The sequence below is a fragment of the Clostridium formicaceticum genome (genome assembly GCF_001854185.1).
Taxonomy (GTDB): Bacteria; Bacillota; Clostridia; order Peptostreptococcales; family Natronincolaceae; genus Andreesenella; species Andreesenella formicacetica.
Map to the genome: position 1 here is coordinate 4,159,277 of NZ_CP017603.1, position 11,954 is coordinate 4,171,230.

Consider the following 11,954-nt stretch of genomic DNA (forward strand, 5'->3'; position numbering starts at 1 on the left):
TTTGCTCCTTATGATAAGTTTTCTTCTCTTTTGCTGGAAGCATTATATGGTTTTTTCTATCTTCTTTAAAGGAAACTTTTTCTTTAATATAACTGATGCGATTAATAGAAACACCAATAAGCCTATGGAAAAATAAAACTCCTCCGATGCAATATTTGTTGCTTTATCACCAATGTTAGTAAATACCAGTACTCCTGGTATTATACCAAAAAAAGTTGCCCATAAAAAGTCTTTATACTTCACATTAGACAAGCCTGCACTATAACTTATAACATCATAGGGAAATAGTGGAATTAGTCTAAGGAGCAAAACAATCCAGAAGCCTTTCACCTCTATACTTTTGCTCAGATCTCCCAAATCCTTATTCGCCAATTTTTTCATAAAACACTTTCCTAGAAACCTTGAAATGCAAAAGGACAGCGTTCCACCACATAGAGCTCCTATCATTGTATAGATCGATCCCTTAAGTAATCCAAAACACATTCCTCCAGCTATAGCCAGTATGGAATCCGGGAATAATGTCAAAGGAACAAAAGTAAACAAGATTATATATATTATTGGTGCTAGTACTTCAAAAGAATAGACATATTCTTTAATTTGCTGAGGTGTATAATCCTTAAATAAAAAAATCCTATTTAAGAAATAAATCGCTATTAAAACTATTATAATTATTAATCCATGTATCATCCTTTTATTTTTTCTAGTTTCCATAGTCTTATTGTCCTCACGTCTTTATTTTCTCCACTTTAACTTTAGCAATATACCTATTAGACCATTTTTTATAAGTATTGATGTTTTTTTGAAAAAATTTCTTTGTAAAATACATATCATCATTAAAAAGAAAATCTAATAAATGCACTGACTTTTTGCCACCCTGCTTCATTGATTCTACACATTCTTGACAATAGCTTAATATATACGCTTCATCAGTTTGATTAACTCTTTTTTTCATTTGTTTTAAAGCAAGTTCCTTATTGGTTACACCTATCATACCTCCTGAACCGCAACATAGGGTGCTTTCCCTTGAAAATTCCATTTCTTTTATGTTAAGATCCAGCTTTTGTGTAATCTTTCTAACAGAATCGTGAATTTCACTGTTTTTTCTTGTTGGACAGGGGTCGTGGATTGCAAAGACTGCATCAATGCTACATCCTTTTCCAACTTTATCATCAGGTATTCCAACTTCAGCGATCATCTCCCATAGAGATATTACTTTTTGATTTGGGCTATTTTCACTAATCGTATGATAGCAATTTTGGCAAGCTACAATTACCTCTTCTATAAAAGAGGTATTAAATGTTTTTTGTACAGTAGAATAATATTTTTTGAAGGTATTCATATCTCCCATAGAATAGGTAGGCTTTCCACAACAATTCACCATAATTCCAACATTAGGCACTTTTTTTCTTAGGTAATTATAGGTTCTCATTACTAGCTTTGGGCTATAGGCGGTTAAACTACATCCAGGAAAAAAAACTCTTCTTGCTTGATTATCCTGTAATCCCATAATTTTAGTAGTAAATAGTTTGGAAAAACTGCTCTTTTGATGAAATTTCACTGCTTTATTATTTATAGACTGAGGTATACCATCATTCATTTCAACAATACTCATTCTTAGTTTTAAAAAAACTTTATTTAAATTTACCTCCTCAGGACATACCTGTGTACAGTATCCACATGATGCACAAGAGAAGGGTATAATAGGATCTACCATGCTATCTTCATCGATTTTTGATAGTAACTGCTTTGGTGAAATACAGTATTGTTCCAGCATTGGACAATTTTTCATGCAAATTCTACAGCCCGTACACTTATCCTTTTCTGCCTTTAGTGCTTTTTTTGTTTCCTTATCAAATTTCACATTCATTTGTATTACTCCTTTAAACTGCATAAAAAGGATTCTACCATTCTGACAGCAGTCCCTAGGTTTATTTTCTACTACCTTGATTTTTTCTGTTTTTTCTCTCTCTCAGTCCATATTTGTTTAAATAAGAAAATCATGATACTTAGTGAGAACAAAATCAATAGACCAAATACAAACATTTTAGTTCCCCCTACTAGCATACCCCCTACATAGGAATAAACTATAGTGGCAGGTAATTGTCCTAATCCCGTTGCCAAGAAAAAAGACCAAAAGCTCATTGATGTTAAGCCGGATACATAACTTACAATATCAAAGGATATAAAGGGCAACAGCCTTGCTATAAGTACTGCATGCTTTCCGTACTTGTCAAAAAAAATATCAATATTATTTAGTGCAAATTTACTGGTAAGCTTCTCTACTGTTGTTCTTCCATAGAATCTAGCTATAAAAAAACAAATGGTAGCCCCAGCCATGGCACTGAACCAGGAGAGCATAGCTCCCTTTACCCAGCCAAATATGGCTGCATTGGCAAAGGTTATTAAAAAAGCTGGAAGAGGTGCAACAACAGATTGAAATATCATTAAAAGAAACGATATAATAGGAGCCCAAATTCCAAAGGAAAGAATATATCTCTTTATTGCTTCTACATCCATCGTACTAAAGATGAATATCACTCTTCTAATCGTCCTATTCACGGGAGGGATAAATAGATACATACATACCAGTAGCAAGATTATACCTACTTTTACCCATGTAGATTTTTTTATATTCTTCATAAAATTATCAGCCTTTCTTCCATGATGAAGAAATTTATTGCACATTATATATTAACATATATAATAAACTTAAAAAAATTGTATTTATCTATAGTTGCTTTAATCATTATAGATAATATAAATTAACTAATCAGTCCAAAAAATACAACAATTATGAATAGCATTACAAAAAACTGATTTTTATTCTCTCAACTCTATACCCAATTTCCTTATTTCCTTTTTTATAACATTCTCTAATCAAGTCTTCTTCTGAGAGGTCCATTTCCATATAGCTATCGAAAGTTATCTGTTTTCCATTACCATAGTATTTTTTCAAAAGTCTTTCTTCCATTTCTTCTTGAGAGGCTAATGTATAGTCATCTAATATGTGGTTTACAGTAAACCCATGTTCTCTCAATGCCCTCCCCAACAAAATGCATCTATGACAACTTATTGGATCTTGTTTTGCTCCCATTAAGGCGATTCTGTAGCCTTTGCTACAACCAACTTTTAAACGTTCTATCCCTTTTAAGAAATCCTTGTCACCTATTACTTTTTCAAAATCCGCATAGCCTTCTTCTGTATATAAGCTTTTATCTTCTCTTTGGGCTGCAAATTCTTTACCCATATAAATATATACATATCCTTTGCTGGTTAGTGTCTGGGAAATCGTCTCCTTATTGTATTGAATGTTATATTTAGAATAGGGAGTCCCTCGAATATCTACTACACAGTTTATCTTATAGAAGTTTAGCATATCTAGTAACCTATCTATCGAATAATTTGAATGTCCTACCGTAAATATATCCATAGTTTTCTCTCACCTTTTCTATTTATTGTTCTACCTTTACTTTAGCATAATTTTAGCATATAAGCTGAATTTGTTTTTGTTTGCTTTTCTCAACGCTTACTCATACTTGTATTATTGATGGATGTAATACTTAGTTTAAGTATTTATTCCTTTTTTTCCGTACAACTACCGCAATAGTTATTCCACTAACAAGAAGTGCTATTGCACCTACCACTATAGGGGCAAAATATCCAAAGGTATTCTGCAAGCTTCCTCCAGCCTTATCCAGTAATGTAATTTTCTCCTTCCCATAGAGGGTAAAGGATAAGTCATCCTCTGGTAAACCTGCCAAGGTTGCTGTGTAAACCTTGTGTTCTTCCTTTGTCCATTCAATATTGCTTCTTACTATATAAGGCGCTTCTTCAGGAGCAATAATTTTAATATTTAAGTTTTTAAAATCACTCCAGTTTTTAGCGGCATTGAAGATATAATCAAAGGAGTATAGGGGCTCTACAGTTTCAGTTTTATCCATTGTTCCGGATGTTCTGTAACTTACACTTATTTCTTTTACGCTATTCTGAGGAAACGCAACCGTGTAAACCAGCGTTAATATTCGCTCATAATTCTCCTGTGCCATGAGATCATATTCAGAGCTATAGCCCCTATTTTGTGTGAAGTGTTCATCAAGAGATTTTGCATACAAATTATATAATTGAGTATCTGAGATCATGCTATCACTTTGCCCATTGGTATTGTTTTTTATATACGCCATCAAATAGGATCTCACATCTACCTTTTTTGTAGAGATTTGGTAAGTGAATAAATCAGTTTCTTCTTTAAGTTCTCCATCTGTATAGGCGTTTATTTTTAGATCAATATCTTCACCTAAAACATAAACCTCTAAAACCTCAGGTTTATAGCACCAAGCAGCAATTTTTGTTTTTTTACCATCACGTTCATAACGATTAAATCCATTTGTAAGCACTTTGGTTTTTTCATAATCAAAGTTAAAATCAACCGCAAAGTTTATTCTTTGATCAGTACTTGGTTTTATGTCAATGGTATAGAGCTTGCCTTTTTCATTTTCTGTAAAATGTTTCCCTCTATAAAGACTTTCTGTGATGGTACTTACAATGCTGGCAAAATCAAAGCTCGCCTTTCTATCCTGTTGGAAAGGACTTTTGTAGCTGTTTACCACATCGCCAATATATATAGTATAAGGCAGCACAGTATCATCAGCAGTTATGACGATATCCTCTGATAAAAGCCTGTCAATTCTTCCTACAAAAGGGAATGCCATTTGTACTGCTTGTAGTTCATTCGTTGGATTAAACATTTCATAGGTTGCAGTAACCTTTCCATTAATCGTATGGGAAGCGTTATAACTATCAGAAAAATCAAAAACGAGATTTTCATTTTCTACCCTGATTGGAGAGCTGTTTTCAATAACCATTATAGCTGAAGATGGATATCCCTGCCAAAACACAGGTCCAGAATTAGCAAAAATCATAGTAGAAAAACAAAACATAACAATAGCAAATGTAATACTTTTGAAAAGCATCTTCATAAAATCACCCCTTGTCTTTTAGACGTTACTCTACAAAAAATAGTTACAATCTTCCAGTAGCTTATAATCAGACCTTATTCATATAGACTTAGATAGCATAAATTTACTTTTATCACGCCAAAAGTCAGACTGATGGAGGGATATAAGTTATTGGCACCGAGAAGTGGTTTATACAATGCGTCCTCCCTTACCAACGTCACGAAAACAACATATAGTGGCAGAATTTAACAAGCCCACAGCGAATTTTGATTATCGAGGTATCGTCTAGCTTAAAGCACGTAAAAACCCCTTAAATAGATATCCATTTAAGGGGTAAAATATTTACTAATTATACTTTTTCATTAAATAATAGTAATATTTTCTGCTTGAGGTCCTTTTGGTCCCTGAACTACGTTATAAGAAACCTTTTGACCTTCTTCAAGAGATCTGTAACCACTTGAATTTATTTGAGAAAAATGTGCAAAAACATCTTTTCCATCTTCTCCTGTAATAAATCCAAACCCTTTTTCTGCGTTAAACCATTTTACCGTACCATTCATATAATGTATACCTCCGAAATTTTATTCTTAAATTCATCGTAATAATCCACTAATAAAATCTCGATATAAGCATACTTAAATATCTATTAAGTACTCATTGAAATATATTGGTGTTCCATTATTTACTATTCATTTAAGTTTCTATTAAGAGTAACATAGTTTCTTATATAAAGCAAGTTATTTATTTTATAAGATGCCCGCTTCTACAAGTGGGCGATCAAGCACTACATCATGGAAGTAAATTCGACTATAATCAGTGGACATAAAAACTTCCCCTGAATTAAGTCTCATTTTATAATATCCCCAAAATAGATAAAGCTAAGGGAAGCCAGATGGTTACTACCATAATCATACATATTTGTATTAAGCCTGTGGATTTCGACATTTCACTTATTTTATAATACCCCGTCATATAGGTTAAAAGGGGCACAGTATCCAGCGGAAGTAAATAGCAGTTGGCCACGCATAACCCCAATGTCATAATCATCAAAACTGGACTGATATTAGCGGCTCCTGCTAAGTCAATGAGAGGAGCCACTAACATAGATATTAATGCAGGTGCTACAGGGACAAAAATCAGCATAGAAAATACTACCATAGCTACAATAAAAACCAGCCCATATACAGGAAGATAAATAGCATCAGGCAGTACTGTAGCTGCAATCCAATTGCTCACCCCATTAGCAACCAGAGCATTCCCAACTGATATGATTGTACCAACTAAAAAGAAGGCTGACCAACTGACATTATCTAAAAATTCCTGCCATGTTAATATAGAAATCCTCGGCATAAAAAGAAACGTGAAGCCAATTATCGCTACTAATGTTATATTAAAGGCCGGTATCCAAGAACTTAGAACCCACAATACAAACATGATACTCACTAAAGTCAGTACATATCTTTCACTGAAGCTTAGTTTAGATGGTACATGCAGTGTTTCTATATATTTACGAATATCTTCTGGGGATAATTCCACTGGCGGATACACCCTTATAATAATAAACCAGGCTAAAGGGAGCATGATGACCACTATAGGTATCCCACAAACCATCCATTGCACAAAAGTGATTCTGATGCCAGTTAATTGCTCCAGTAGGTTTATGCTCATTAAGTTTAATGATGACCCAGCAGGTGTGATCATGCCACCGATCATACTTGCAACGGGTAATCCAATCATAAATGATTTTCCTGTATGCTTTTTTTCTGATTCATCCGTATAAATATTTAAAAACTGAAGAATAACAGTAATAAATACCGCTGTAGTTGCTACATTAGACACAATAGATGATATCAGAGCAGCACAAATCATAATGGACAACAAAATCTTTTTGACATCTTTCCCAAAAGAAGACATGATTTTCACCAGCAAACGTTTCGATAATGGAACTTTTGTTATGGCTGCAGAAATACCAAAGGATACTAAGACGAAGAAAACAATAGGATTCGTATAGCCACTTAGTGCTTGAGGAATACCAGCTACAGCCTTAAAGAGAGCTAATAGTCCAATACCAAGTATACAGGTTACACCTATAGGTATGGGTTCTGTTATTAATAATATCAGTACAGCAACGAGAATCCCTAAGGTATTTCTCCCTGCTTCAGTTAATACATTACCAATTGGAATAAAATTCATGCCAGCTAAAATAGTAATTGCTAACAGTAAACCAATCACTTGTATTTTTTTCATATAAGTCCCTCCATTAATATAATAGAAGGCGCATATATACATATAGTATTTATTGCGCCTTCATAATTATGTTAGTATACAAGTTTTAATTATTTACGAGCAGCAATTTCTTCTTGCATCTGCTTTAAGTTTTCTGGTGTAATTTTGTATAATACCAGTATAATAATTAATCCTATGCCAATAAATATAGAAGGAACTAATGCAATACCATTTTTAATTCCTCGTATCAACTCAGGTGTAGCTGCCATATCTGCAACATAACCAGCAGAAGCTAATACAGCTGTTATAACAATACTTCTTACAAAAATTGCTACTTTTATAGGAAAACTGATTAAAGACATGATAAATCCACGGGCATTTTTTCCAGTCTTCCATTCACCATAGTCTACAGTAGCAGAATACATTGCTACCCCTAAAGCATCCGGCATACCATAACCTAAATAGGCTACAAACATAACGATCATGAATGATAAGTAATTCATTGGCAATGCCCAAACAGCCATTAACCCGATGATAAATAAAGCTAGAGATAAAATGTATGTGTTTCTTTCACCGAATTTTTTAGCTAGAGGTGCTGTAAGCATAGCGCCAAAGAAACAAACTACATTTAGTCCTGTCATAAATATGGTTATTATTGCTACATTATTAACAACATATTTAAAGTAGTAGAATGCTAAACCAAAAATAACGAATCTTCCTAAGTATCTTCCTAACTCAGCCAGCATAAGTCCGATCAATGGTGGATTGATAACAATTTGCTTTAACATTTCACCAGTAGACATTTTATCTTCTTTTTTAGCTGATTCTGCAGTCGTTCCAGAATGTGCATAATCTTTTGTTATAGCATACAAGCACCAGTTAGAAAGAATCATAACAGCTCCTGTAAATACTACTGTAAGCGTAAAGCCAACAGCTGGATTACCCATATATGCACCTATAGCAGTAGCCATTTTAAAACCAATTAGTGAGAATCCGATAGCTCCTAGTGAATTAAACATGCCTCGGTTTGATGCCATAGATATTCTTTCTTCTCTTATCGTCGTCATAGAATTATTCATGGCAATATGTGCGCCATAATAAATATTCCAAATCAAATGACTGACAATAAAACCTATACAGATGATAATAGCGTTAATATTTGCTGGGCCTATCTTTATAAATTGGAAAACGAAAAACAATGCAGCCAAGGGAGGACCTACTAATAACCATGATCGATACTTACCACCAAATTTAAAATTGCTCTTTTCTAGGATAACGCCTGCAGTAGGTACCCAAACAATATCGAAGATACTTGTAATCATTAAGATTGTTCCAACTAAAGCTACAGGAATCTTTGCAAAGTCTGTTAAAAATGCAGCAAAATAAAAAACTTCCATGTTTACAAACAATTGAAAACCAAAAGATGGTAATCCATATAAATTGATGATGGATTTTTTTAAAGATGTGCTTGAAGACTTACTTATATTTTCCATAATATCCCCCTTTAAATATTTATTTATAACATATCATGTTATAGCCTTAAATTGTAACAATAATCTGAAATTAATTCTCGTACCATACTTTGAGCCTATTATAGCAGTTTGCTAAAGTTAGTATTATACAACCCAACTTCGGCATATTTTCACTCCTTCAGCTGCATTGGCAGTGTATGCATCTCCTCCAATATACGCACAAGCTTCTTTTGTTACAGGATTACCACCTAAAATAACTTTTATATCATCCCTTAAGCCCGCTTCTTTTAAGCCATCAACAGTATCCTTCATAGCCTCTAAGGCTACTGTCAAAACACCACTCATACCAACAATATCTGGCTGCACTTCCCTTACTTTATTTACAAAAGCACTTACTGGTTGATCTATACCTATATCATATACTTCAAATCCAGCAGCATCTACCATACTCTTAAAAATGTTTTTGCCAATATCATGCAAATCCCCTTGAACAGTACCTATAACAATTTTTCCTTTTTTGATTGAAGAAGAGTTTCCTAAAAATGGCTTTACTATAGCGATAACTTTAGCAAGCAATTCTCCAGAAAAAATTAAATCTCCCACAAAATAATCACCTTTTTCAAAACAATCTCCTACTATGATCATTCCTGCCTGACATGCTTTGATGACTTTCTGCACTTCTTCATAGGATGGATTCGTGTTTATAAATTTATGGAGTATTTCTATTACTTTTTTTTCTTCTAATTCTCCTACTGCTTTCGTTAATTGATCCCATTTAGACATATTCACGATTTCCTCCTTATCATTTCATAAGCATTTAATATAGGCATTTTATTATTAAATACTTAAGTTTTTTATAAATAGCTAAGCTATATCTTAGAAAATCATAGAAACTCAATTGAAGAAATTTGGGATCTAACACTTCTATGGGATTTATTCAATAGCTCAGCGTCACTTATCTCCTATTAGAGAAATGGAAGTCTTAGCAACGTTTGGCTATTGAATAAAGCAACCATACACTTTCTCAGAGAAACAAATCCTATAGGAAAAGTGAAAATATAAATTTGTACATAAGCTCTTCGTAATTTTGTATCTTGTCAGCCTTTAAACCTTCATCACTGACAATAGGATTCTCTGCCTTATACTCTTCCCAAGTTTGATAATATTCTGACTTTATTTGCATATTTTTCCCTCCCTCCTTAATAGGTTGCGTGATCTCTAATATATTCGGTTACTGCAATCAAGTTATCTATATTAACATCATCCATACTTAAAGCAGACTTATCAAATTCAAACATATATCCACCGCCAGGTGCCAAAATATCTATTAACTCCTTAGCTTTGTCAATACATTGCTCTTTCGTAGCAGTTTTAAGCAATGTTAGTGGATAGAGTCCAGATATGATATGTTTTCCTCCGAGTTTTTCCTTAATGATTTTAGGATCACCATATTCAAATCTCATTCTAATTCTGCCAGGAAGATCCGCAAGATAATCAATATATCTCATCCAGTCGTGTTCTACAAACAGGTCTATGCCTTGACCAGCTTCAACCATAGCCTCAATAACCTTTCTAAAGGTTGGCCAATAGAACTTTTCAAACTGTTTCTGATTTAGATAAGGTGCCATATGTAATGGTATAAAAGCTTTCTTTAAAATAGATGGGTTTGGATTCATGTGCACTAATAACTTAATCATGTGCGGGGTAATGGCTTCACAAGCTGCTATCACTTTTTCAGGCATTCTTCTCACATCCATATTGATTCCTGAGAAGGAACGTAAAAAGTCAGCTAAAAAGTCAAAAGGAGCCTCTCCAAAACCATGAGTAATGATTGTAGCGTAACCATACTTTTCAACAATTTTTCCTACTGTAGCACCATAAAAAGCGCCTTCATCGTTATATGCTTTAAATGCTTTTCCTAAAACAAGAGCTCTTTGCCCTGGGGATACGTCCAATGCCTTATATAACCTTGGCAATAGTTTATCCACCATCATTTTGTAAGGATCTTGAATAAATTCATCATATTCCGATGTTTCTAAGCATGCGATCTCAGGATGCTGCATTTGTCCTGAACTAGACATAATAATGGCTTTAGATCCCAACATCTGATAATGCATAGGGTTTCGAAGTGTCATTGCCACAGGCACTAAATCTCCATAAAGTCTTGAACAGACTTTATCATATACGTCATAAACAACACTATTATCCCACTGTGCTTGTTTTAAATCGTAACCTGCAAGTTGTATCGCTGCTTCCCAACCTATATTGTACATAATAGGTACTCTTTTAGGTATCCTGCCTTCATATAAATCTGTAAATAGCTGTTGTCTGTCCTTTTGGAGTTGCTTGATATCTGTCATGTATTTTCCCCCTTCTTAATTAATTGTAATGGATAACATAAAGTAAATCGTTTGCACTTATCATGAAAACTATTTCCTGAAGTCCTTAAATATTATACGCGTATAATTTTATACCTATATAATATTACATTTTTTTCAATATTGCAATATTTTTTATTGTAAATAGTAAAAATATGTTATACTTTTTTAAGGAAAGGAGTTTTTTTAATGGCACAGTATAGAAAAGGAATGGATACTAAACATAAAATTTTATTTGTTTCAAAAAAGTTATTTGTAGAAAATGGGTACATCGATACTTCCTGTAAAAGAATTTGCGAAGAAGCTGATGTAAATTTAGGACTAATTCATTATCATTATAAGAGCAAGAAAAATATTGCTTCTATTATTTATACTTATTTTCTTATTGAAGTGAAGGATTTCGTGAAGAGAATAATGAGTGAAAAATTTCATAATTATGAATTAAAATATGCAACAGCTGTTGAAAATTGGATTTTTATTAATTTACTTTTAAGTGATGAACGCTATAAAAGATTCTATTATGAACTATGTAAAGAAAACTTTTTAATAGATGAGAATACAAAGATTATTGAATTTTTTTATAAGTTGCATGTCAATACTTATAATTTAAATATCACTACAAATGAGGTAAAATTGATTCGTGTTGCAAATGCAGCACTTACTATGGGGTTAGTGGCAAAATATGTGGAAAATTATTTTGATATGACACTGGATCAACTATGTGAATATAAAATACGAAATATGTATCGTTTTATGAAATTAAAAGAGGATCAAATTGATGATATCGTTAACGTTTCATACGATACCTATAAAAAAATTAATGTTAAATTGACAGATTACTTTAAATTAACTGAGGAAGTTTAAAAGTGAAAAACCTTAGTATTCCTTTCAGAGGTATACTAGTTTACCATAATATAGCCTGT

At 33.1% G+C, this 11,954-nt stretch carries 12 protein-coding genes; 1 reads left to right on the forward strand and 11 read right to left on the reverse strand.

The genetic code is table 11. The features are described from left to right. Positions 1–42: 42 nt before the first annotated feature. The 11 genes from BJL90_RS19380 to BJL90_RS19425 all read right to left on the reverse strand — a co-directional run bounded on the left by BJL90_RS19380 (position 43) and on the right by BJL90_RS19425 (position 11,013). Positions 43–711, reverse strand: a complete 669-nt coding sequence (locus BJL90_RS19380) for a TVP38/TMEM64 family protein (protein WP_070972065.1) — start codon at positions 709–711, stop codon at positions 43–45. A 13-nt stretch (positions 712–724) separates the two neighbouring features. Then, positions 725–1,891 carry a (Fe-S)-binding protein gene (locus BJL90_RS19385; RefSeq protein WP_081562120.1) on the reverse strand — a complete coding sequence of 389 codons (1,167 nt, stop codon included), beginning with the start codon at positions 1,889–1,891 and terminating at the stop codon, positions 725–727. A 47-nt stretch (positions 1,892–1,938) separates the two neighbouring features. After that, positions 1,939–2,640 carry a TVP38/TMEM64 family protein gene (locus BJL90_RS19390; RefSeq protein ID WP_070972070.1) on the reverse strand — a complete coding sequence of 234 codons (702 nt, stop codon included), beginning with the start codon at positions 2,638–2,640 and terminating at the stop codon, positions 1,939–1,941. Positions 2,641–2,803: 163 nt separating this feature from the next. Then, positions 2,804–3,430 (reverse strand): DUF488 domain-containing protein, encoded by a 627-nt coding sequence (locus BJL90_RS19395; protein WP_070972072.1) that lies wholly within the window; start codon positions 3,428–3,430, stop codon positions 2,804–2,806. A 130-nt stretch (positions 3,431–3,560) separates the two neighbouring features. Next, positions 3,561–4,976, reverse strand: coding sequence for a hypothetical protein (locus BJL90_RS19400; RefSeq protein ID WP_070972075.1), 1,416 nt, complete (start codon positions 4,974–4,976; stop codon positions 3,561–3,563). A gap of 341 nt (positions 4,977–5,317) precedes the next feature. Then, the gene (locus tag BJL90_RS19405; protein ID WP_070972079.1) at positions 5,318–5,515 is read right to left on the reverse strand and encodes a cold-shock protein; all 198 of its coding nucleotides are present in this window, start codon (positions 5,513–5,515) and stop codon (positions 5,318–5,320) included. A 292-nt stretch (positions 5,516–5,807) separates the two neighbouring features. Beyond that, positions 5,808–7,202: an SLC13 family permease gene (locus BJL90_RS19410; protein WP_070972082.1), complete on the reverse strand. Its 1,395-nt coding sequence runs from the start codon at positions 7,200–7,202 to the stop codon at positions 5,808–5,810. A gap of 89 nt (positions 7,203–7,291) precedes the next feature. Then, a complete protein-coding gene (locus tag BJL90_RS19415) occupies positions 7,292–8,674 on the reverse strand; it encodes an MFS transporter (RefSeq protein WP_070972084.1) in 1,383 nt (460 codons plus the stop codon). Between the two features lie 123 nt (positions 8,675–8,797). Continuing rightward, positions 8,798–9,436, reverse strand: a complete 639-nt coding sequence (locus tag BJL90_RS19420) for a cobalamin B12-binding domain-containing protein (protein WP_070972087.1) — start codon at positions 9,434–9,436, stop codon at positions 8,798–8,800. Between the two features lie 256 nt (positions 9,437–9,692). Then, complete coding sequence (locus BJL90_RS22220; RefSeq protein ID WP_156778861.1) at positions 9,693–9,836, reverse strand: hypothetical protein; 144 nt, start codon at positions 9,834–9,836, stop codon at positions 9,693–9,695. 16 nt (positions 9,837–9,852) lie between these two features. Then, complete coding sequence (locus tag BJL90_RS19425; protein ID WP_070972090.1) at positions 9,853–11,013, reverse strand: uroporphyrinogen decarboxylase family protein; 1,161 nt, start codon at positions 11,011–11,013, stop codon at positions 9,853–9,855. 207 nt (positions 11,014–11,220) lie between these two features. Here BJL90_RS19425 and BJL90_RS19430 point away from each other — a divergent pair, with 207 nt between their 5' ends. After that, positions 11,221–11,895 (forward strand): TetR/AcrR family transcriptional regulator, encoded by a 675-nt coding sequence (locus BJL90_RS19430; protein ID WP_070972093.1) that lies wholly within the window; start codon positions 11,221–11,223, stop codon positions 11,893–11,895. Positions 11,896–11,954 lie beyond the last annotated feature (59 nt).

Excerpts from the sequence above, each read along its gene's own strand:
- BJL90_RS19390 (WP_070972070.1), bottom strand. The coding sequence starts at position 2,640 with ATGAAGAATATAAAAAAATCTACATGGGTAAAAGTAGGTATAATCTTG.
- BJL90_RS19385 (WP_081562120.1), bottom strand. The coding sequence starts at position 1,891 with ATGCAGTTTAAAGGAGTAATACAAATGAATGTGAAATTTGATAAGGAA.
- BJL90_RS19395 (WP_070972072.1), bottom strand. The coding sequence starts at position 3,430 with ATGGATATATTTACGGTAGGACATTCAAATTATTCGATAGATAGGTTA.
- BJL90_RS19430 (WP_070972093.1), top strand. The coding sequence starts at position 11,221 with ATGGCACAGTATAGAAAAGGAATGGATACTAAACATAAAATTTTATTT.
- BJL90_RS19425 (WP_070972090.1), bottom strand. The coding sequence starts at position 11,013 with ATGACAGATATCAAGCAACTCCAAAAGGACAGACAACAGCTATTTACA.
- BJL90_RS19405 (WP_070972079.1), bottom strand. The coding sequence starts at position 5,515 with ATGAATGGTACGGTAAAATGGTTTAACGCAGAAAAAGGGTTTGGATTT.
- BJL90_RS19400 (WP_070972075.1), bottom strand. The coding sequence starts at position 4,976 with ATGAAGATGCTTTTCAAAAGTATTACATTTGCTATTGTTATGTTTTGT.
- BJL90_RS19410 (WP_070972082.1), bottom strand. The coding sequence starts at position 7,202 with ATGAAAAAAATACAAGTGATTGGTTTACTGTTAGCAATTACTATTTTA.
- BJL90_RS22220 (WP_156778861.1), bottom strand. The coding sequence starts at position 9,836 with ATGCAAATAAAGTCAGAATATTATCAAACTTGGGAAGAGTATAAGGCA.
- BJL90_RS19380 (WP_070972065.1), bottom strand. The coding sequence starts at position 711 with ATGGAAACTAGAAAAAATAAAAGGATGATACATGGATTAATAATTATA.
- BJL90_RS19420 (WP_070972087.1), bottom strand. The coding sequence starts at position 9,436 with ATGTCTAAATGGGATCAATTAACGAAAGCAGTAGGAGAATTAGAAGAA.
- BJL90_RS19415 (WP_070972084.1), bottom strand. The coding sequence starts at position 8,674 with ATGGAAAATATAAGTAAGTCTTCAAGCACATCTTTAAAAAAATCCATC.